Source organism: Curtobacterium pusillum, from assembly GCF_007680845.1.
Taxonomy (GTDB): Bacteria; Actinomycetota; Actinomycetes; order Actinomycetales; family Microbacteriaceae; genus Curtobacterium; species Curtobacterium pusillum_B.
The window spans coordinates 187579-209703 of record NZ_VEIY01000005.1 but is presented as its reverse complement, the minus strand read 5'-3'; the positions used below and the strand labels follow the sequence as shown (position 1 = coordinate 209703).

Genomic DNA, 22125 nt, shown 5'->3' with positions numbered 1-22125 from the left:
GCCGCGGTCCGTCCGGACGGTTGTCGTCAGCCGCGGTGAGGGGCCGATACGCTGCTGGGATACCGGGAGTGCACTCCCGGCAGACCCGGAAAGGACCACATGACGGCGATCGATGGATCGACGCGCCACGGGCGCGCTCGGGACGACGTCAGCGGAGCGGTCGACAGCGACCTGCGTTCCGACGTCCGGTACCTCGGCAACCTGCTCGGGCGGGTGCTGCGCGAGACCGGCGGCGCGGACCTGCTGCGCGACGTGGAGGACCTCCGCGCGGCGGTGATCGACGCGTTCGAGGGTGCTGAGGCCGAGGGTGCGGCGCGCGCCGAGGCGATCGTGGCGGCCATGTCGGCCGAGCGGGCCGAGGCCGTCGCGCAGGCCTTCACGACCTACTTCCACCTGACGAACCTGGCTGAGGAGCACCACCGCGTCCGTGTGCTCCGGCACCGCGGCGACGACGGCGGCCTCGCCGGGGACTCGTTCCCCGCGACCTACGCCTCGCTCGTCGAGCAGGTCGGCGAGGACGCCGCCGCCGAACGGCTGCGCGACCTCCGCTTCCACCCCGTGCTCACGGCGCACCCGACCGAGGCCCGCCGGCGTGCGGTGACCACGGGCGTGCGGCGCATCACGGACCTCATCGACGAGCGCGACCGGACCACGAACGCGACGGCCCGCGCCGAGAACGAGCGCCGGCTGCTCGAGGAGATCACGACGCTCCTCCGCACCTCCCCGCTCCGCACGACCCGGCCGACCCCACTCGACGAGGTCCGCACGGCGATGAGCGTGTTCGACCAGACCCTGTTCGAGATCGTCCCGCAGGTGTACCGCCTGCTCGACGACCGGCTGCAGGGCGACGACGCCGGCCGCGTCCCCGTGACCGCGCCAGCCTTCGTCCGCTTCGGTACCTGGATCGGTGGCGACCGCGACGGCAACCCGCACGTGACCGCCGACGTCACCCGCCAGGCGGCCGAGATCGCGGCCGAGCACATCCTCCTCGGGCTCGCCCGCGCTGCGACCCGGATCGGCAGCACCCTGACGCTCGACGCGAGCGAGACCCCCGCGGACGCCGGGCTCACCGCCCTCGTGGCCGCGCAGGAGTCGCTCGACCCCGGGATCGCGGAACGCATCGGCGTCCGCGCCCCGAACGAGACGCACCGCCGGGCGCTGCTGTTCGTCGCCGCCCGCATCGACGCCACCCGCCGGGGCGAGGCGGCCCTCGCCTACGACGGCCCGGACGCGCTGCTCGTCGACCTGCGGACGATCCAGTCCTCGCTCGTCGCCGCCGGCGCCACCCGCCCGGCGAACGGCGAGCTGCAGAACCTCATCTGGCAGGTCGAGACCTTCGGGTTCCACCTCGCCGAGCTCGAGGTCCGGCAGCACTCGCAGGTGCACCGGAACGCCCTCGCCGAGATCCGCGCGGGCGGCGAGCTGAGCGAGATGACCCAGGAGGTCCTCGAGGTCTTCCGGACCATCGCGTCCCTCCAGTCCCGCTACGGGGTGCGCGCGTCGAGCCGCTACATCGTCTCGTTCACGCAGTCCGCGGCCGACCTCGCGAACGTCCACGAGCTCGCGGTCGCGGCCCTCGGCTCGGTCGAGGCCGCACCGATCCTCGACGTCATCCCGCTGTTCGAGACCTTCGCGGACCTGCACGCCAGCGTCGACATCCTCGACGAGGCCGTCCGGACCGAGGCGTTCCAGCGCCGCCTCGCCGCCACGGGTCGTCGGCTCGAGGTCATGCTCGGCTACTCGGACTCGTCGAAGGACGTCGGACCGGTGTCCGCGAACCTCGCGCTGTACGACGCCCAGGCGCGCATCGCCGACTGGGCTCGGCAGAACGACGTCGAGCTCACGCTGTTCCACGGTCGCGGCGGTTCGCTCGGCCGCGGTGGCGGTCCCGCGAACGAGGCGGTCCTCGCGCAGCCGGCCGGCTCGATCGACGGTCGGCTCAAGCTCACCGAGCAGGGTGAGGTCATCTTCGCCCAGTACGGCGACAAGGACATCGCCGCCCGGCACCTCGAGCAGATGGCGTCGGCGACCCTGTTCGCGTCGTCGCCCTCGAACGAGGAACGCACGACCGTGGCGGCCGGCCGCTTCGCCGAGCTCGCCCAGCAGCTCGACGACGTGTCGCGACAGGCCTTCTACGACCTCGTCAAGGCCGACGGCTTCGCGCCCTGGTTCGCCCGGGTGACGCCGATGGAGGAGATCGGGCTGCTCCCGCTCGGCTCCCGCCCCGCCCGCCGCGGGCTGAGCGTCGAGTCGCTCGAGGACCTCCGAGCCATCCCGTGGGTGTTCTCGTGGACGCAGGCGCGCATCAACCTCGCAGGTTGGTACGGCCTCGGTTCCGCGCTCGAGGCCGTCGGCGACGTGGCGCTCCTCCGCACCGCGTACGCCGAGTGGCCCCTGTTCGGCGCGATGATCAAGAACGTCGAGATGTCGCTCGCGAAGACCGACGAGCACATCGCCCGCCGGTACCTCGAGCTGGCCGACCGTGACGACCTCGCGGCGAAGGTGCTCGACGAGATGGTGCGCACCCGCGACTGGGTGCTGCGGGTCTCCGGCGGCTCCGACGTGCTCGAGGACCGGCCCGTCCTCGCCCGCGCGGTCCGCCTGCGCAGCCCCTACGTGGACGCCTTGTCGCACCTGCAGCTGCGCGCGCTGCGCTCGATCCGCACCGCCGGCAGCACGGACCCGACGGACGCGGACCACCGGCTGCTGCTCCTCACCGTCAACGGGGTCGCCGCCGGCCTGCAGAACACGGGGTGACCGTCTGGAGGCGCGGTGCCGGTCCGCCGGACCGGCACCGCGCCTCCAGACCGTCGCGTCCACCCCGTGAGTGGCGCCCGTTCGCGCGTCGAGCTGTCGAATCGATTCGAACCGGCGTAGCGTGACGCCGGTGACGACGGAGCGCACCAGGACCCCGAGGACGACGACGCTGCCGCCGATCCTGCCGCTCGCCCTGATCGTCGGCGTCTCGCCGTTCGCGACGGACATGTACATCCCGGCCCTGCCGGCGATCGCGCACGACCTCGGCACGTCGCCGGGAGCGGTGCAGCTGTCGTTGACGGCGTTCCTCGTCGCGTTCGCGGTCGGCCAGCTGCTCGCCGGCCCGGTGTCCGACGGCATCGGGCGTCGCCCGCTCATGCTCGTCGGCACCGCCGTCTTCGCACTCGCCTCGATCGGCTGTGCGCTCGCGCCGGACGTCCTGGTCCTGGTCGTCGCCCGGGTGCTCCAGGGGCTCGCCGGAGCGGCCGGAGCGGTCGCCGGCCGGGCCATGGTGTCCGACGTCGTCGGCGGCCCGCGGATGGCGAAGGTCTTCGGCACGCTCGCGGCGATCAACGCGATCGGCCCGGTGGTGGCGCCGCTGGCCGGGGGAGCCGTGCTGACCGTCGGCACCTGGCGGCTGATGTTCGTGGTGCTCGCGGTGCTGGGTGCGGTGTTCTTCGGCGCGGTCGTCGTCCGGTTCCACGAGACACTGCCGCACGCCTCGCGCGGCGGGGTCGGGTTCGGGGCGAACTGGGCGCGCATCCGGGAGCTCATGGCCATCCCACGGTTCCGCGCCTACGTGCTCACCGGGGTGCTCTCCACGATCGGCTTCTTCGCGTACATCGCCACGAGCTCGTTCGTGTTCCAGACCGAGTTCGGCTTCTCGGAGGGGCTGTACACGCTCGTCTTCGCGACGAACGCCTCGATGATGATCATCACGACCCTGGTGTTCCGTCGGGTCGTCGGCCGGTTCTCCGAGGACGCGTTGCTCTCGTTCGGCCTCGCGCTCGGGACGCTCGGCGCCGTCGGGGTGCTCACGTCCGCGCTGCTCGGCCTCGGCGCCGTCGCGGTCTGGGTGTCGCTCGCGGTGGTGACGGCAGCCTGGGGGTTCGTGCTGCCGGCGGCGATGACGCGCACGCAGCACGTCGGCGCGGTGCACCCGGGGACGGCCGCGGCGCTCCAGGGCGGTCTGACCTTCGGACTCGGGGGCCTCGGGACGCCCCTCGCCGGCGCGCTGGGCGGGACGGCGCTCGCGATGGGGTCGGTGATGGCGGTGCTCATGGCCGCAGCGGTCGTCGTCCAGGTCGTCGCCACCCGGCGAGGCCGGAACGCGTCCTGAGGCGGACCCGGTAGGTTGCAGGGTGCACGCCGCACCGAACCGAGGAGGCACCCCACATGGACATCGTCGTACACGAGGCAGACGCGGGATCCGCGGTGCTCGAGTGCAGCGGACGCCTCAACATGGTGTCGGCCCCGACCTTCCGCGAGACGGTGGCGCAGGTCGTCGACGGCGGCCGCTCCCGCGTGGTGATCGAGCTCTCCAACGTCGAGTTCATGGACTCGTCCGGGCTCGGCGCACTCGTCGGGTCGCTCAAGGCAGCGCGGCAGGCCGGCGGTGACCTCCGCATCGCGGCGCCGTCCGACCAGGTCGAGATGGTGCTGAAGCTCTCCAACATGGACAAGATCCTCCGCACGTACCCGGACGGGGACGCCGCGGTGACCGACTGGGCATGAGCACCTCGGTGGGTGGGCACAGCCTCGTCATGGCGTGCCCGCCGGACGACGTCACGGCGGTCCACGCCTTCCTGGCGTCCGTGTGGGACACCGAACCGTCGGTGTCCGCCGAGGACCGGATGGCGCTCGAGCTCGCGCTCGTCGAACTGGCCTCGAACGTGATCGAGCACGGCGGGGTCCGTGGAGCGGTGTCCTGCTCCCTGCACCTCGACGTCGGGTCGGACGAGGTCGAAGCGCACCTCACCGACGACGGCGTTCCGGTCCCGGTGGACCCGTCGACCGCGAGGTTGCCGGACGCCCTCGCCGAGAGCGGACGCGGGCTCGCCCTCGTGCAGATGGTCGTCGACGACCTCCGGTACGAGCGGGTGGACGACCGGAACCGGTGGATCGTGCGGCGCGGGCGACACTGAGGCGGTCTCGCTTCATCCGCACCGCGCAGCGGTAGAGCCGTTACCCGCAATGCGTCGCGGCCGAGGACAGCAGTTCCGTGCCGTCGTGTCACGATCCAGGCGATGAACGCCGAGCCCGACCCCAGGATCAGCTTCGAGACCTCCGGGATCGACCTCGCGGCGGCGATCCAGATGTACGAGGACGCCTACGCCGCCGCCGGGTTCCGGGCCGAGCGGACCGAGCGGCCGTTCAGCTACCGCTTCCGCGTGACCGGCGACGACACGATGTCGTTCCGGTCGACGCGCTTCGACGCCCGGATGGTGGGCGAGCTCGAGTCGGCGGACGAGTACGTCGTCATGTGGCTCGCCGACGGCGGCGGCACGGTCGACGTCGGCCGGCAGGAGGTCGCCTTCGTCCCGGGGACGCCGATGATGTTCCCGACCGGGCGACCGTTCGCGTTCGACCTGCAGGACGTGCGGCAGAGCCTGGTGCAGTTCGAGCGGACGTTCCTCGAGGGCGTCGCCGCCGAGGTGCACGGCACGCGACCCGCCCCGCTCGTGTTCGACCACACCGCTCCGCCGCGCCGCGAGGACCTGCGCGGCTGGAACGCCCAGGTGCACCGCGCCGCCGAGGTCGTGCTCGGCACCACCCCGCTCTCGCCGATCGTCCTCGCCGAGACCGCCCGCGACACCGCCGTGGCGCTGCTCCGGACGTTCCCGCACACGACGCTCGCGCCGGACGTCGACCTGCCGCAGGGTGCGACCGGACGCGTCCGCAAGGCCGTCGAGTACATGCACGCGTTCGCCCACACGCCGATCTCCACGACGGACGTGGCCGAGCATGTCGGCCTCAGCGTGCGCGGCCTGCAGCAGGCCTTCCAGCGCCAGGTCGGCACGGCGCCGAACGCCATGCTCCGTGGCGTCCGCCTCGACCGGGTGCGCGACGAACTCGTGCGGTCGGCCCCGGGGGAGGTCACCGTGGCGGCGGTCGCGATGCGGTGGGGCTTCGCGCACCTCGGGCGGTTCTCCGGCGCGTACGCGGCGCGGTTCGCGGAGTACCCGCGCGACACGCTGCACCGCTGATCCCGGTCGTGCCCCGGGGGCCCGCCGCTACGCTTCGAGGGTGCAGCGACCTCGACCGTGGGTGATCGTGCCCGGGATCTGGAACTCCGGCCCCGAGCACTGGCAGACGCTCTGGCAGGACGAGCGGGCAGCGAGCGGGGGCCGGGTGCTCCGCATCGGGCCGTCGTCGTGGAGCGAACCCGAGCCCGACGACTGGACGGCCGCGATCTCCCGTGCGGTCGCGGCGTCGGACGAGCCGCCGGTCCTCATCGCGCACAGTCTCGGCGTCCTCGCCGTCGCCGAGTGGTTGCGGGGATCCGGGCGACCCGCGGTGGCCGGTGCGTTCCTCGTCGCACCGCCCGACCCGGACGCGCCGGGGTTCCCCGAGGCCGCGCGGGGCTTCCGGGCGCCGACCGCGCTGGCGGACGCGGATCGAGCGGGGGTCCCGGCGCGCATGGTCGTGAGCGACGACGACCCGTACTGCACGTCCGACCGGGCCGTGGGGTTCGCGGGGGCGATCGGCGCCGAGGTCATCCGTGTCGGGGCGCTCGGACACGTCAACGTCGCCAGCGGCATCGGCTCGTGGGACCCCGGGCGGGCGCTGCTCGACGACTTCGAGCGCACGCTCTGACCCGTCGCCGACACGCCGTTCAGGTTCTCGGCGATATGGCAGGGACTCCGGCGACACACCGCGGATGTCCACGACGAACGCGGTCGCGATATTTATGCTCCGACCATGGAAACGCAGTCCGGTGCACGCACCCCCCTCGTCGACCCCTTCGGTCGCGAGCTCGAGGAGTGGCTCCGAGACGCCCCGGCGACGCGCGGACCGTACCTGTCGGACCTCGTGGTCCCGCCGGTCACCGGACCCGTGCAGCGACCGGATGTCGCGCCTCCCGCCGCCCCGGCCGAGCCCGTCAGCGCCGAGCCCGCCCCGGCCGGGCCTGTCCTTGCCGAGCCCGCTGCGTCGGCCGACGACTCAGCCTTCCGTCGACCCCGTGACCGCGCCCGGCACGCGGCCGTCTGCGCCCCGTCGTTCCCCGAGCCCCCGGAGCGCATCGCCCTCCGGTTCGAGGACCTCGCGGTCGAGGTCTCGGCGTCGAGCGGCCGCACGACGATCGAGCGCATCGTGATCCTCGAGGACGAGGTCCGCCGCCGCGACGAGGACCTCGCACGCCTCGCCGCGTGGGAGGCCACGGTAGCCGGCATCGCCGACCCCGAGGTGGAGGCCGCCCGCGCCTTCGCCCACACCGTCTTCGCCGACCTGCTCGCGGACGCCGCGGCCGAGGCCGACCGGCGGGAGCGCTCCGCGGCGCGGCGCGCGGCCACTGGTCCCGTGGCGGTCCCGATCGTGTCCGCAGCTGCCGCGTCCGCACCGGCGCCCGCGCTCGTCGCGGCCACCGAGGTCGACGACGCGATCGACGCGCCCGAGCCGACCACGGCACTGGAGGCGAGCACCGCGGGACGCGACGAGCCCGCCCGTGTCGTGCTGTCCCTCCCGGTCGTGTCGCCGGTCGTCTCACCGGTGTCCGCGAACACCCGGCCCACGCCGCTCGTCCAGCCTGCGACCGGCCCGACCGTCATCGACCGCGCTGCCTTCGCCGCCGTGCTGACGGCGCACGTGGGCGCGACGGCCAGCACGCCCGTCGTCCTGCCGGAAGCGGCGACGCCGGCCGCCTCGACAGCCCCGGCGGTGTCGACGGTCCCCGCGGGGGAGTCGGCCGAGCGTGTCGAGCAGGGCGCGGTCGAGCAGGGCACCGGGTCCGACGGCTGGTGGTCGCGGCTCGTCGCCCGCATCCTGCAGGCCTTCGGGCGCCGCTGATCCACAGGTCGGTCCCGTGGTCCGCGCTGTCCACAGGCACCTCGGAGGCACGGTCTGCTCGGTACACTGACGGGATGCCGACGCTCCGCGAACTCCAGGCCGTGATCGAAGACCTGTGGCCCGCCGCCGGTGCCGAATCGTGGGACTCCGTCGGCCTCGTCGCCGGTGACCCCGACCAGACCGTCGAGCACGTGCACCTCGCCGTCGACTCCGTCCCGGCCACCGCGCGGGAAGCCGTCGAACTCGGCGCCGACCTGCTCCTGACGCACCACCCGCTGCTGCTCCGTGGCGTGACGACGATCGCCGAGTCCACGGTCAAGGGCAGCGTCCTCGCGACCCTCGTGCGTGGTGGTACTGCGCTCGTGGCCGCCCACACCAACGCCGACGTCGTCACGACCGGCACCTCGGCCGTCCTAGCCGACCGCCTCGGCCTGACCGAACAGCGTCCGCTCGAGCCCGGGGCCGACCCTGCGACCGGCATCGGCCGCGTCGGCGTCCTCGCCGAGCCCACCACGCTCGGCGCCCTGGCGCGTGCCCTCGTCGACCTGCTCCCGAGCACTGCGACCGGGGTGCGGGTGTCCGGCGACTTCGACCAGCCGGTCCGCACGGTCGCGCTCTGCGCCGGCGCCGGCGACGCGTACCTCGGGCACCCCGCCGTGCTCGCGGCCGACGTCTACGTCACGAGCGACCTCCGGCACCACCCCGCCTCCGAGTTCCGCGAGCAGGCCCTGCTCACCGGCGGCCCCGCGCTCGTCGACACGTCGCACTGGGCGACCGAGTGGCTCTGGCTCGACGTCGCCGCCGAACAGCTGCGCCGTGCCGCCGGGGTCCGGGTCACCGTGAGCGACCTCCGTACCGACCCGTGGGACTTCGCCGTCCTGCCGGCCGCCGAACCCACCCCCGACACCGAAGGAGTCTGACCATGAAGGCAGCACCCGAGGACCAGGTCATCCTCCTCGACGTCCAGCGTCTCGACAACGACGTGACGCGCATCGCGCACCGCATCACGGCCCTGCAGAAGGGCGACCGGCTCACCGAGCTCAGCACCACCGCCGCGGGCCTGCGCGCCAAGCTGGCCGCCGCCACCGGCGACGTCGAGGACGCCGAGCGCGAGCTCGCCCGCCTCGAGTCCGACACGGCAACGGCGCAGGCCCGGGTCGAGCGCGACACCACCATGCTGCAGAACGTCTCCAGCGCGAAGGACGCCGCCGGCCTCCAGAACGAGCTCGACTCGCTGCAGCGCCGCATCGGTGACCTCGAGACGGCCGAGCTCGAGGTCATGGAGCACCTCGACGGCTTCCGCGCCCGCGTCGGCGACATCGAGGCGCAGCTCGCGGACGTCGAAGCCGCGCGCTCCGGGCTCGTCGCCGAGCGCGACGCCGAGATCGCCCGGCTCGAAGCGGACCGAGAGTCCGCCGTCCAGAGCCGTGCCACCGTCGCGGCCAAGGTGCCGGCGGACCTCCTCGCGCTGTACGACCGACAGCGTGCCCGGTACGGCTTCGGCGCGTCGCTGCTGCAGGGCGGGGTGTCGACGGCGTCGGGCGTGACGCTGACGAACTCCGACCTGCAGACGATCCGCCGTGCGGCGCCCGACGACGTCGTGCTCTGCCCGGACAGCGACGCGATCCTGGTGCGCACGGCGGAGTCCGGGCTCTAGGCCCCCGTCCGTCCGCGCGCCCCGCGCGCGCGCCGAGCGGGCAAATCCGGCCGTCCCGGCGCGCCGAGCGGGCGAATCCGGCCGGTCCGGCGCGCCGAGCGGGCAAGATCGGGCCCGCTCGGCGAACGCCCGTGGCGTGTCCTGCCCGCTCGGGCCTCGGCGCTCGTGCCCGCTCGGCGTTCGGCCTCGCGCCCGCTCGGCGAACACCCGGGGCGCGGCCTCGCCGGTCGCCGCACCTCGAGCGGGCGAATCCGGCCGCTGCGGCGCGCCAAGCGTGACAGATGTGGCCCGGTCGGTGAACGCCCACGGCGCGTCATGCCCGCTCGGGAGTCGGGACTGCGTCTGCTCGAGTGGGCGGAATCGGCCGGTGCGGTACGCCGAGCGTGACAGATGTGGCCCGGTCGGCGAACGCGCGCGGCGTGTCGTGCCCGGTCGGCCAACGTGAGCGGCGCGTTCTGCCCGCTCGGCGAATGCCCGAACGCCCGCGCCTGACCCCGCCCGGCGGCTCTGGTGCGAATGGGCCGGCCGTACGCCGGGTTCTGTCCCGCCGCTCGCGCAGCGGTGACGGCCATCTCTCTCGGACCGACGTTGCCGTCGGCCTCCAGCGGTCTACCCGAGGACTCGGCGAGCAGCCTCAGCGTCCTCTGTCTGACCTTGCTCCGGGCGAGGTTTACCGAGCGGATCCGGTCACCCGGACCCCTGGTGGTCTCTTACACCACCGTTTCACCCTTACCGACGTCGCCGCCGGCGGTCTGCTTTCTGTGGCACTGTCTCGCGGATTGCTCCGGGTGGGTGTTACCCACCGCCCTGCTCTGTGGAGCCCGGACGTTCCTCGGCACTCCCGGGGAGTGACGCGACCGTCTCACCGACCCATTCGCGACATCGAGTCTACCGGGTTCGGGCCCGGGTTCGGGGACGGGGCGAACCGGGCGTACCCGGCGGAAACGGGCGTACCTTCGACCAGGTACGCCCGTTTCGGCATTCCATGACACCTGCACGCGCAAGCAAGACACGCGCGAGCAAGACCCGCGCTCAGGCGCTCCGCGCCGCCAGCGTCGCGGCTCCGATGATGCCCGCATTGTTGCGGAGCGTCGCCGGGATGATCTCCGCCTGCAGGTCGAGCAGCGGCAGGAACTCCTCGTACTGCTTCGACACCCCGCCCCCGACGACGAAGAGCTCCGGGGAGAGCAGCGCCTCGAGCGTCGAGTAGTACTTCTGCAGCCGCTTCGCCCAGTGCTTCCACGACAGGTCGTCCCGCTCCTTCGCGGCGAACGAGGCGCGGGTCTCGGCGTCGTGCCCGTCGATCTCGAGGTGCCCGAGCTCGGAGTTCACGATGAGCACGCCGTCGTTGATGAGGGCGCTGCCGATGCCGGTCCCGAGGGTGGTGACGATCACGAGGCCGTCCTTGCCCTTCGCCGCGCCGAACTGCTGCTCCGCGAACCCGGCGGCGTCCGCGTCGTTGACGAAGTGGATGGAGCGGCCGAGCTCCTTCTCGAACAGGGCCTCGGCCTCGAAGCCGATCCACTTCTTCGACACGTTCGCGGCTGACATGGTCTTGCCGTCCCGGACGATCGCGGGGAAGCAGACCCCGACGGGGACCTCGGCTGCGGGTGCGAGCTCCTCGAGGATGGAGGCGGCCACCGCGACGATGTCCTGCGGCTTGCCGCCCTCCGGCGTGGCCTTCTTGATGCGGTCCGTGGTGAGTTCGCCGGTGCTGACGTCGACGATCGCGCCCTTAATGCCCGTACCGCCGATGTCGACGCCGACTGCGAGGGTGGTCATGAGGAGCCTTTCGGTAGGGAAGGGTTCAGGAGACGGTGAGGAGTTCCGCGCCGCGCTCGGTGACGACGAGAGTGTGTTCGAACTGTGCGGTCCAGGACTTGTCCCGCGTGGAGACGGTCCAGTCGTCGGACCAGATGTCCGCCGCGATCCCGCCGAGCGTGAGCATGGGTTCGATCGTGAACACCATGCCCTCCTCGATGACGGTGTCGTACTGCGGCGCGTCGTAGTGGGGGATGATCAGCCCCGAGTGGAAGGCCCGCCCGACCCCGTGTCCGGTGTAGTCACGGACGACCCCGTACCCGAAGCGCTTCGCGTACGCCTCGATCGCCCGACCGATGACGTTGACCTGACGACCCGGGGCAACGGCCTTGATCCCGCGTTCCATGGCGGTGCGGGTGCGGTCGACCAGGTCGGTGACCTCCTGCGAGGCCTCGCCGACGACGAACGTGCGGTTGGTGTCCCCGTGCATCCCGTCCTTGTAGGCGGTGATGTCGATGTTGACGAGGTCGCCCTCCTGCAGGACGGTGTCGTCCGGGATCCCGTGGCAGATGACCTCGTTCAACGAGGAGCAGAGCGACTTCGGGTACCCGCGGTACCCGAGCGTCGACGGGTAGGCACCGTGCGCGACGATGAACTCGTGGCCGATGCGGTCGAGCTCGTCGGTGGTGACGCCCGGACGGATGGCCTCGCCGACGGCGTCGATCGCCTGCGAGGCGATGCGTCCGGCGGTCCGGATCCGCTCGATCTCGTCGGCGTCGTAGAGGTCGCCGTGCCCGAGCTCGTCCGGCTGCGCCCGGCCGACGTACTCCGGCCGCTCGATGTCCTTGGGGACGGCCCGCTGCGGGGAGATGCGGCCAGCGGTCAGGTGTCCGTGTTCGTCCCGGGGCATGCGACCACCCTATCCGCGCGCACGGACAGGCGGGCACCGCCCCGCGCCGTGGTGGTGACCGCCTGGAGGCGCGGTGCCGGCCCGGCGGACCGGCACCGCGCCTCCAGGCGGTCGCGTCGGTACGGTGGCGGTATGAGCGACGAACGCATCGAGTCCCAGTGGTGGTTCAACGAGAAGACCCACGCCGTCGAGCAGGGCCCGCAGTCCCCGCAGCGCGACCGCATCGGCCCGTTCGGCACGCGCGAGGAAGCGCAACACGCCCTGGACCGCATCAAGGCGAACAACGAGCGCTGGGACGACGAAGACCAATAGGCTGATCACCCCAGCTGCACCACGGAAAGGGCGTCAATGGACAAGCAGACGGACTTCGTGCTCCGCACCATCGAGGAGCGGGGCATCAAGTTCATCCGACTCTGGTTCACGGACGTCATCGGGACGCTCAAGTCGGTAGCGATCGCGCCGGCCGAGGTCGAGGGGGCCTTCGCCGAGGGCATCGGCTTCGACGGTTCCGCGATCGAGGGGCTGACCCGCTCCTACGAGGCGGACGTCCTGGCCCACCCGGACCCGTCCACGTTCCAGATCCTGCCGTGGCGCGGCGAGATCGACCCGACGGCGCGGATGTTCTGCGACATCACGACGCCGGACGGCCAGCCCGCCGTCGCCGACCCCCGCAACGTGCTGAAGCGCACGCTGGCGAAGGCGAGCGAGCGCGGCTTCACGTTCTACACGCACCCCGAGATCGAGTTCTACCTGCTGAAGAGCCGGGACTGGAAGGACGGCGGCCCGCAGCCCGTCGACCGTGCGGGCTACTTCGACAACGTCCCCGGCGGCAGCGCCCACGACTTCCGTCGCCGTTCGGTGCGCATGCTCGAGGACCTCGGCATCTCGGTGGAGTTCTCCCACCACGAGGCGGGCCCCGGCCAGAACGAGATCGACCTCCGGTACGCCGACGCGCTGACGATGGCGGACAACATCATGACGTTCCGCACCGTCGTGAAGGAGGTCGCGATCGAGCAGGGCGTCTACGCGACCTTCATGCCGAAGCCGCTCTCCGGTCAGCCCGGTTCCGGGATGCACACGCACGTGTCGCTGTTCGAGGGCGACCAGAACGCCTTCTACGAGGCCGGCGGGCAGTACCAGCTCTCCGAGACCGCGAAGCACTTCATCGCCGGCGTGCTCAAGCACGCGCCGGAGATCACGGCGGTCACGAACCAGTTCGTGAACTCGTACAAGCGGCTCTGGGGCGGCGACGAGGCCCCCTCGTTCGTCACGTGGGGCCACAACAACCGGTCGGCCCTGGTGCGCGTGCCCCTCTACAAGCCGAACAAGGGCCAGTCCGCGCGGGTCGAGTACCGCGGCATCGACTCCGCGGCGAACCCGTACCTCGCGTACTCGCTGCTCCTCGCCGCCGGCCTCAAGGGCATCGACGAGGGCTACGAGCTCCCGCCCGAGGCCGAGGACAACGTCTGGAGCCTCACCGACTCGGAGCGCAAGGCCCTCGGCTACAGCCAGCTGCCGGCGAGCCTCGACCACGCCCTGAGCCTCATGGAGGACTCCGAGCTCGTGGCCGAGACCCTCGGCGAGCAGGTCTTCAACTTCGTGCTGCTCAACAAGCGGCAGGAGTGGAAGGCCTACCGCGACCAGGTGACGCCGTTCGAACTCGACACGAACCTCGGCGCGCTCTAGCCACCAGGAGCTCCACGACATGTCCGGTCGCACGACGTCGTCGCGTTCCGAGCTGGCCCGGTTGGGCTTCGCGGAGCTGTCGGAGAGCCTGGAACGCATCGCCGGACTGGAGGCGCGGTTCGGCCCCGACCTGCCCCTCCCGTTCTCGGGATCGGGTGCGTCCTGGGGTGCCACCGCCGATCCCGACGGTGCGCTCCGCCTGCTGGAGCGGTTGCTCGACCGCGCACCGGACGCGGTGCGTCCGGTGCTCGCCGACCCGGACGCGACGGACCGGCTCGTCCGGCTCCTCGGGGCCTCGGTCGGACTGGGGGATTTCCTGCACCGGCGGCCGGCCGAGATCGCGCTCCTGCTCGACCCCGTCACGGAGCCGTGGTCGCAGGAGCGGTACACCGAGTCCCTGCTCGCGGCGGTCGGCGATGCCCGGGGTGAGGACGCCCGGCTGGGCCTCCGGGTGCGCTACCGCCGGCACCTCGCCCAGATCGCGCTCTACGACGTCCTCAACGACGCGCCGACCGAGGCGTTCCCCGCGGTCGCCGCCGGCCTGGCCGACCTCGCCGGCGCCGCGCTCGAAGCCGCCGTCGTGATCGCTCGTCGTGAGGTCCCGTTCCCGGCCGCCGACGTCGCCGCGACGCCGCTCGCGGTGATCGCGATGGGCAAGGCCGGCGCCCGGGAACTCAACTACGTCAGCGACGTCGACGTCATCTTCGTCACCGAGCCGACCCGCGACGACGACGCGGACACGGGTGTCGGCACCGACCGTGCCGTGCTCATCGCCACGCGGCTGGCGATCGCGGCGACCCACGCCATCACCGACCTCGCTGCGGAGCCCGCCCTGTGGGAGGTCGACGCGAACCTCCGCCCCGAGGGCAAGGACGGCGCGCTCGTCCGGACCCTCGACTCGCACGTGGCGTACTACGAGCGCTGGGCGAAGGCGTGGGAGTTCCAGGCGCTGCTCAAGGCGCGGCCGATCGCCGGCTCGGTGGACCTCGGTCAGCGGTACGCCGCCGCGGTCGCCCCGTTCGTCTGGACCTCTGCGAAGCGCCCGGGGTTCGTCGAGTCCGTGCAACGGATGCGCGAACGCGTGACCGAGCACATCCCGGACGCCGACGTCGACCGGCAGCTCAAGCTCGGTCCGGGTGGCCTGCGCGACGTCGAGTTCACCGTGCAGCTCCTGCAGCTCGTGCACGGGCGGGACGACGAGTCCGTCCGGGTCCGTTCGACGCTGGAGGCGATGGACGCCCTCACCGCGGCCGGCTACGTCGGACGGCCCGAGGCAGCGCGCTTCGGCCCCGACTACGCCCTGCTCCGGCTCCTCGAGCACCGCATCCAGCTGCGACGGCTCCAGCGCACGCACCTGATGCCCTCCGACGAGGACGAACTCCGGGTCCTCGCGCGGTCCAGCGGTCTCGCGAAGTCCGCGTCCGCGCTGGAGACCCGCTGGCGCGCCGTGAAGCTCGAGGTCCGCGGCCTCCACGAGCGCCTGTTCTACCGGCCGCTGCTCTCGGCGGTGGCGGCGAGCGACGGCGACATCGTGCTGACCAGCGACCAGGCGGTGGACCGTCTCGGCGCGATCGGCTTCGCAGACCCCGCCGGCGCCCTGAGCCACATCCGCGCGCTGACGCAGGGCACGAGCCGTCGTGCGGCGATCCAGCGGAACCTCCTGCCGGTCCTGCTGCGGTGGATGGCGGAGGGCCCGGCACCGGACCGGGCACTCCTGGCGTTCCGGCGGCTGAGCGACACCCTGGGGGAGTCCAGCTGGTTCCTCCGGATGCTCCGCGACTCGTCCGGTGCGGCGCACTCGCTCACCACCGTGCTGTCCGAGTCCGCGTTCCTGTCCGGGCTCCTCGAACGCTTCCCCGAGGCCGTGGCGTGGCTCGACGAACCGGACACGCTGCTGCGCCCCCGCCCGATCGAGTCCCTGCTGGCCGAGGGCACGGCGACGACCGCACGGCACGGGCAGGACGTCGACGGGTCGGCAGCGCTCATCCGGTCCGTCCGACGGCGTGAGACGCTCCGGCTCGGCATGGCCGCCGTGCTCGGGTACCTCGACGTCGACGCCCTCGGTCCGGCGCTGAGCGACGTCACCGAGTCGACGCTCGCCGGTGCGCTCGCGCTGGCCCGTCGCGACGCTCCGCCCGGGCTCGAGTTCGGCGTCATCGCGATGGGGCGGTACGGCGGCCGGGAAGTCGGCTTCGGCTCCGACGCCGACGTCCTCTACGTGTACCGAGCACCGGCGGACCTCCCGCCCGAGCAGGCCTCACGCGCCGCCCAGACGATCGTGCGGGAACTCTCCCGCCTCACCGACGACGCGATCCACCCGTTCGAGCTCGACATCGACCTCCGGCCGGAGGGCAAGAACGGCCCCGTGGTGCGCACGCTCGACTCCTACGGCGCCTACTACGCCCGGTGGTCGCTGACGTGGGAAGCGCAGGCGCTGCTCCGTGCCCGGGGCGCCGTGGGGGACGAGCAGCTCCTCCGCGACTTCGAGCACCTGGCGGACCGGACGCGCTACCCCGAGCACATCGACGACCAGCAGGTGCGCGAGGTCCGGCGCATCAAGGCGCGGGTGGAGTCCGAGCGGTTGCCCCGCGGCGCCGACCCGGCACGGCACCTCAAGCTCGGGCGGGGTTCGCTCAGCGACGTCGAGTGGTTCGTCCAGCTCCTGCAGCTGCAGCACGCCCTCACGGTGCCCGGCCTCCGGACCACCTCGACCCTCGACGCCCTCGCCGCCGCGGCCGACGCCGGGTTGGTCGGAGCCGAGGACGCCGAGCGGTTGGGCGCGGCGTGGCGGTTCGCCTCCCGGACCCGCAGCGCGCTTGTGCTGTGGTCGGGGCGCACCACGGACGTGCTCCCCGTCGACCGGGTGCAGCTCGAGGGGATCGCCCGGCTGATGGAGTACCCGCCGGGTTCGGCCTCGCAGCTCGAGGACGACTACCTGGGCATCACGCGCCGTGCACGACAGGTGTTCGAGCGCGAGTTCTACGGCGCCTGACGCCCCGCCCGGCGCCCGCGACACGCCCGGGACGACGTGTTTCGCGCGGAGTTGACACGTCCTCGACAGTGAATTCCCCGTAACACGGGGCGTCCCCCGATCTCCGCCGCGGCGTACCCCGTTCCCTGGGCATCCGCTGGCCGTGATCGCACCGTGATCCAGCGCGCTCCGGACGCGCCCTGTTGCGCTCGACACGTTCGGTGCCGGAGGAGGCGACCCCCTCCTGACCTGGGCTTTCCACCGGAGACGAGCCGTGCCTCCAGGCTGCACGTCAGTGCCGCCAGTCCGCTCGAACCGACCACGCGAGTCCACCGGAGTGCTGTCAGCAGCAGTGCGGACACGACCTGTCCAGGGCGAGGGGGACCACGGTGTACCCCGTAACGTGCCCGTAACGCCCCCGGACGGGGGTCGCGTTGCGGGCACGCGCACGTTCTGCGTCAATGGGGGCACCCGAACCGACCCTGATTCCCCGATGAAGCGGAATCTCCACCTCGAACGTTGAAGCAGGGATCGATGTTCACCTTCATTCTGCAGATCCGGCAGATGGTCGACGGGCACCCCGAGTTCTACCTGTTCGCCGTGTACTCCGCGGTGATCTGGCTGCTCTGGTTGCTCAAGGTCGTCCTGTCCGCCCGCTACCGCCCCTTCACCGGCACCTTCACCGGTACCACCAGCGTCGTCGTCCCCGTCGTGGACGAACCGCTCGACCTGTTCCGCGACGTCATCGGCCGCATGGTCGAGCAGCAGCCCGGCGAGATCATCGTCGTCATCAACGGCGCGCGGAACGAAGCGCTCGAGGAGGTCTGCGAGGAGTTCGCCCCACTCGTCCGCTGGACCCACACGCCCATCCCGGGCAAGCGCAACGCCGTCAAGGTCGGCACCGAGATGTCGAACGGGGACATCACGATCCTCGTCGACTCGGACACCGTCTGGACCCCCGGCGCCCTCGACGAGCTGCTCAAGCCGTTCGCGGACGCCTCCGTCGGCGGTGTCACCACGCGTCAGCGCATCCTCGAGCCGGAGCGCAGCTGGATCACCCGCTGGGCGGACTGGCTGGAGAACTCCCGCGCGCTGTACTCGATGCCCGCGCAGAGCGTGCTCGGTCAGATCGGCTGCCTGCCCGGGCGGACCATCGCCTTCCGCCGCGACATCCTCATGCGCGTCATGGACCGTTTCATGCACGAGAAGTTCATGGGCGTGTTCCTCGAGGTGTCCGACGACCGGACGCTCACGAACCTCACGCTCAAGGAGGGGTACCGGACCGTCTACCAGTACACCTCGCTGGTCTACACGGACGCGCCGCTCCAGGTGAAGAAGCTGTTCAAGCAGCAGCTCCGCTGGGCCCGCGGCTCGCAGTACAACACGCTGCGGATGCTCCCGTGGATGCTCGGCCACGCGCCGGTCCTGGCGCTGTTCTTCATCACCGACATCATCCTGCCGTTCATGCTCTTCGGCGTGATCGCGGGCTGGATCTACCGCGGGTTCACCGGTCAGGGCTCGAACCTCTACGAGGGGATCCTGCACCAGTATGGCTTTTCCACCGGCTTCGTCTACGTCGCCGGGCTCATGGTGGTCTCGTCCGTGCTGAGCATGGCGATCCGGCAGATGCGGCACCTCGCCGAGAAGCCGAGCGACTTCTTCCGCCTGCCGATGTTCATCATCGTGTCGACGTTCTTCCTCATGCCGATCCGGCTCATCGGCTTCTTCCGCCTGGCGCACGCGTCCGGCTGGGGGACCCGGGCCGGTGCGTACGCCGGGGGACCGATGGAGGAGGACCCGGCGGACGCCGTGCAGCCCTCCGCCGTCGGAGCGCAGACGCCGGTGAGCCCGATCGACGCCGCACCCGTGGACGCCACGGACCGCGCCCGGGCCGCCGTCGCCGGCGACCCCGAGCTCGCCCCGGACCAGCGCGCCGTCGACCGTGCGTTCGACGACCTGTTCGGGCCCGACGCCACCACCAACTCCACCGCGACGGTGCTCGCGACCCGACGGACCGCGGCAACCGCGGTGCAGTCGGCTCGCGCCTCGGCTCCGGCCCCCGCACGCGTCCGCCGGTACAACCCGTACGCCGCGATCCCGTACTGCATCGGCATCGCGGTCTTCGCCCTGGAGGCCTTCCTCATTGTCTGACCTCATCCGCTCCTCAGGTGCCTGGTGGGCCCAGTCCAGCAGGCACGCACGACTCACCGCAGTCGGCACCACCGCCATCGTCCTCGTCCTCGGGCTCATCACCTGGAACGTCTGGGTCTCCCCGGCCGGCTCGGTGTCGACCGCGGTCCACCAGGCGCTCGGTGTCACCCCGCCGAAGAAGAAGATCTCGGCCGCCGAGCTCCAGACGAAGCTCACCGCAGCCCAGAAGGAGATCTGGGCGCTCGAGGGCAAGCTCGACTCCTCGACGGCGCAGGCCGGGTCGCGCGGCGACCAGATCGCGCAGCTCAAGGCGCAGATCGCGTCGCTCCAGTCCCAGCTGGGGTCCGCCCAGGGCGGTTCGGGAGGCGCGTCCTCCTCCGGTGGGTCGGCCTCCGGCGCCGAGGCGGCCGGCTCGGGCAGCGGGTCCGGTTCCGGCAGCGGTTCCGGCAACGGCTCGGGTTCCGGCAACGGATCCGGCAACGGTTCCGGTGGCCCGGCGACGAACCCGAACACCGGGCCGTCGAAGGACCCCGACGGCACCGACCCGATCACGACGCCCACCAAGGCCCAGGTGCTCGCCCAGCAGTCCCGCTGGTACGGGCTCTACACCTCGCAGTCGCCCTTCAACTGGTCCGAGTACGACCAGGTCTCGCAAGAGGTCGGCAAGGCGACGAACATGGTCGGCTTCTTCCAGGGCTTCGACCAGGACTTCAACGCCAGCGCGGTCCAGCGGTCCTGGGCGAACGGCCGCCTGCCCCTCATGACGTGGGAGTCCGTCCCTGCCAAGACCGGCAACGACCAGCCGTACGTCCCCGGGTACACGAACGAGGACGTCATCTCCGGCAAGTTCGACGCCTACCTGACGAAGTACGCGCAGGCACTCAAGGCGAACGGCATGCCGCTCGTCATCCGCTTCGACCACGAGATGAACGGCCAGTGGTACAACTGGTCGGAATCCGCGAAGCAGCAGAACGCCGCCGGCTCGTACACGGCCATGTGGAAGCACGTCTGGCAGGTCTTCCAGGACAACGGCGCGAACCAGTACGCCATCTGGGACTGGTCGCCGTCGCGCATCGACAAGCTCGGCAACACGAAGTACCAGACGCTCGACTACATGCAGAACTACTACCCGGGGTCGCAGTACGTGGACTGGGTCGGCATGAGCGGCTACTACCGTGACGCCACCGAGTCGCCGACGTTCCAGAACACCTTCGGGGCGACGCTCGCACAGATCCGGCAGATCGCACCCGGCAAGGGGATCGTGCTCAACGAGATCGGGGCCACCGAGACCGGGGGCAGCGTCTCGAACCCGCAGAAGTCGCAGTGGATCAACTCACTGTTCGACGCCCTCGCGGACCCGGCGAACGACGACATCATCGGCTTCGCGTACTTCAGCGAGACCGCGACCACCATCGTCGACGGCACCCGCACCACCAACGACTGGCGCCTCGACTCCCGCGCGGACAGCCTCCAGGCCTTCGCCGACGGCATCAAGCGCAACGACATCGACTACGACCTGCAGGAGGTCAAGCAATGACCGCTCAGAAGAAGACCGGCCCGGACGCCACCGACGTCCGCCCCGCTCCCGTCATCAGCGTCATCGGCACCGGCTACCTCGGCGCCACCCACGCGGCCGCGATGGCCGAGATGGGCTTCGAGACCATCGGCGTGGACGTCGACCCGTCGAAGCTCGCCGCGCTGTCCGCCGGTGAGGTCCCGTTCTACGAGCCCGGGCTGCCCGAGCTCATCACGAAGCACGTCGCGAGCGGCAAGCTCCGCTTCACGGCGGACCTCGCCGCGGCCGTGGCCGAGGCGGACGTGCACTTCGTCTGCGTCGGTACGCCGCAGAAGGCCGGGTCGCACGCCGCGAACCTCACCTACGTCGAGAACGCCACCCGCGGGGTCGCCGAGAACCTGACCCACCCGGGGCTCATCGTCGGCAAGTCGACGGTCCCGGTCGGCACCGCGGCGCGGCTGCGCGGCATCGTCCGCGAGTTCACCCCCTCCGGGATCGACGCCGAACTCATCTGGAACCCCGAGTTCCTCCGTGAGGGCAAGGCCGTCGACGACACGCTGCACCCGGACCGCCTCGTCTGGGGTGGCGCATCGGCCGCGGCCGACGCCGTCATCCGCGAGGTCTACGCCGCACCGATCGCCGAGGGCACCCCGGTCATCACGACCGACCTCGCCACCGCTGAGCTCGTGAAGGTCAGCGCGAACGCGTTCCTCGCGACGAAGATCTCGTTCATCAACGCGATCTCCGAGATGTGCGCCATCACCGGTGCCGACGTGTCGACGCTGGCGGACGCCCTCGGGCACGACGCCCGCATCGGCCGCAAGTTCCTCAACGCCGGGCTCGGCTTCGGTGGCGGCTGCTTGCCGAAGGACATCCGGGCGCTCATGTACCGGGCGAACGAGATCGGCGCGAACCGCGTCGTCGGGCTCATGCAGCAGGTCGACGAGATCAACATGGGTCAGCGCGAGCGGGTCATCGACATGACGATCGAGGCCCTCGGCGGCTCCGTGCTGAACCGCCGGGTCGCCGTGGTCGGGGCGGCGTTCAAGCCCCTCACCGACGACGTCCGCGACTCGCCGGCGCTCAACGTGGCCGCTGCGCTGCACCTGCGCGGCGCCCAGGTCACGCTGTGGGACCCCGAGGCGATGGAGACCGCCCGTCGGTCCTTCCCGACCCTCACCTACTCGGCCTCGATGGAGGGTGCGATCGAGGACGCCGACGTCGTCCTCGTCCTCACCGAGTGGGACGAGATCGTCGAGGCGTCGCCCGCGGCCCTCGCTGCGATCGTCGGGCGTCGGTTCGTCATCGACGCCCGCAACTGCCTCCCGGTCACCGACTGGGTCAAGGCGGGTTGGACCGTCCGTTCCCTGGGACGGCCCACCCCGGTCACGGGTGCACCCGTGAGCGTCGCTGCGGGGACGTACGACGCGGTGGCCACCGCGCGGTAGGTCCGCCGTCCGCGAAGCGGGGTCCGTGCCGGGGCGGTGCGGGCCCCGTTCGCGTGCGCGGGGGGCCTTGGTGCCTGGTCGCGTGTCTTATCGGGCGTACCTGGTCGAATCGGGCGTACCTGGCGGGTTCATCCGGCCGGGTACGCCCGATTCCGCTTGCCATCGCAGGCGTTCTGGGAAGGAACGTGCCAGGGCGACCGCCTGGAGGCGCGGTGCCGGCCCGGCGGACCGGCACCGCGCCTCCAGACGGTCACCACCACT

Annotated in this window: 17 protein-coding genes and 1 other RNA gene; 15 read left to right on the top strand and 3 right to left on the bottom strand. The window is 71.8% G+C overall.

Annotated features, from left to right (window positions below; translation table 11 throughout):
• The first annotated feature begins 99 nt into the window (after positions 1-99).
• From FS825_RS12695 to FS825_RS12655, 9 genes are all read left to right on the top strand, one after another.
• Complete coding sequence (locus tag FS825_RS12695; protein WP_144713556.1) at positions 100-2757, top strand: phosphoenolpyruvate carboxylase; 2658 nt, start codon at positions 100-102, stop codon at positions 2755-2757.
• 130 nt (positions 2758-2887) lie between these two features.
• A complete protein-coding gene (locus FS825_RS12690; protein WP_260981159.1) occupies positions 2888-4096 on the top strand; it encodes a Bcr/CflA family efflux MFS transporter in 1209 nt (402 codons plus the stop codon).
• A gap of 56 nt (positions 4097-4152) precedes the next feature.
• Positions 4153-4491 carry an STAS domain-containing protein gene (locus FS825_RS12685; protein ID WP_144713552.1) on the top strand — a complete coding sequence of 113 codons (339 nt, stop codon included), beginning with the start codon at positions 4153-4155 and terminating at the stop codon, positions 4489-4491.
• A complete protein-coding gene (locus FS825_RS12680; protein ID WP_144713550.1) occupies positions 4488-4901 on the top strand; it encodes an ATP-binding protein in 414 nt (137 codons plus the stop codon). The genes FS825_RS12685 and FS825_RS12680 overlap by 4 nt, the downstream gene beginning before the upstream one ends.
• A 102-nt stretch (positions 4902-5003) precedes the next feature.
• Positions 5004-5963 (top strand): helix-turn-helix domain-containing protein, encoded by a 960-nt coding sequence (locus FS825_RS12675; protein WP_144713548.1) that lies wholly within the window; start codon positions 5004-5006, stop codon positions 5961-5963.
• A gap of 40 nt (positions 5964-6003) precedes the next feature.
• Positions 6004-6573, top strand: a complete 570-nt coding sequence (locus FS825_RS12670; protein ID WP_144713546.1) for an RBBP9/YdeN family alpha/beta hydrolase — start codon at positions 6004-6006, stop codon at positions 6571-6573.
• Positions 6574-6678: 105 nt separating this feature from the next.
• The gene (locus FS825_RS12665; protein WP_144713544.1) at positions 6679-7764 is read left to right on the top strand and encodes a hypothetical protein; all 1086 of its coding nucleotides are present in this window, start codon (positions 6679-6681) and stop codon (positions 7762-7764) included.
• Positions 7765-7838: 74 nt separating this feature from the next.
• A complete protein-coding gene (locus tag FS825_RS12660) occupies positions 7839-8684 on the top strand; it encodes a Nif3-like dinuclear metal center hexameric protein (protein WP_144713542.1) in 846 nt (281 codons plus the stop codon).
• Between the two features lie 2 nt (positions 8685-8686).
• Entirely contained in the window at positions 8687-9421 is a 735-nt protein-coding gene (locus FS825_RS12655; RefSeq protein ID WP_144713540.1) for a zinc ribbon domain-containing protein, read from the top strand.
• A 513-nt stretch (positions 9422-9934) separates the two neighbouring features.
• Here FS825_RS12655 and rnpB read toward each other — a convergent pair.
• From rnpB to map, 3 genes are all read right to left on the bottom strand, one after another.
• Positions 9935-10294: RNase P RNA component class A (gene rnpB / locus FS825_RS12650), an RNA gene on the bottom strand.
• 159 nt (positions 10295-10453) lie between these two features.
• Positions 10454-11203, bottom strand: a complete 750-nt coding sequence (ppgK, locus tag FS825_RS12645) for a polyphosphate--glucose phosphotransferase (RefSeq protein ID WP_144713538.1) — start codon at positions 11201-11203, stop codon at positions 10454-10456.
• 25 nt (positions 11204-11228) lie between these two features.
• Positions 11229-12092: a type I methionyl aminopeptidase gene (map, locus tag FS825_RS12640; RefSeq protein WP_144713536.1), complete on the bottom strand. Its 864-nt coding sequence runs from the start codon at positions 12090-12092 to the stop codon at positions 11229-11231.
• Positions 12093-12224: 132 nt separating this feature from the next.
• Between map and FS825_RS12635 the strand changes: the two genes are divergently transcribed.
• The 6 genes from FS825_RS12635 (at position 12225) to FS825_RS12610 (ending at position 21864) form a co-directional block, all read left to right on the top strand.
• Positions 12225-12404 carry an SPOR domain-containing protein gene (locus FS825_RS12635; RefSeq protein WP_144713534.1) on the top strand — a complete coding sequence of 60 codons (180 nt, stop codon included), beginning with the start codon at positions 12225-12227 and terminating at the stop codon, positions 12402-12404.
• Between the two features lie 36 nt (positions 12405-12440).
• Positions 12441-13778, top strand: coding sequence for a type I glutamate--ammonia ligase (gene glnA, locus FS825_RS12630; protein WP_144713532.1), 1338 nt, complete (start codon positions 12441-12443; stop codon positions 13776-13778).
• A 19-nt stretch (positions 13779-13797) separates the two neighbouring features.
• The gene (locus FS825_RS12625) at positions 13798-16770 is read left to right on the top strand and encodes a bifunctional [glutamine synthetase] adenylyltransferase/[glutamine synthetase]-adenylyl-L-tyrosine phosphorylase (protein WP_144713530.1); all 2973 of its coding nucleotides are present in this window, start codon (positions 13798-13800) and stop codon (positions 16768-16770) included.
• A 513-nt stretch (positions 16771-17283) separates the two neighbouring features.
• Positions 17284-18900 (top strand): glycosyltransferase family 2 protein, encoded by a 1617-nt coding sequence (locus FS825_RS12620; RefSeq protein ID WP_144713528.1) that lies wholly within the window; start codon positions 17284-17286, stop codon positions 18898-18900.
• Positions 18893-20437, top strand: a complete 1545-nt coding sequence (locus tag FS825_RS12615) for a glycoside hydrolase family 26 protein (RefSeq protein WP_144713526.1) — start codon at positions 18893-18895, stop codon at positions 20435-20437. Before FS825_RS12620 ends, FS825_RS12615 begins: the two co-directional genes overlap by 8 nt.
• On the top strand, positions 20434-21864 hold the full coding sequence (locus FS825_RS12610; protein WP_144713524.1) for a UDP-glucose dehydrogenase family protein: 1431 nt from the start codon (positions 20434-20436) through the stop codon (positions 21862-21864). The genes FS825_RS12615 and FS825_RS12610 overlap by 4 nt, the downstream gene beginning before the upstream one ends.
• The last annotated feature ends 261 nt before the right edge of the window (positions 21865-22125 follow it).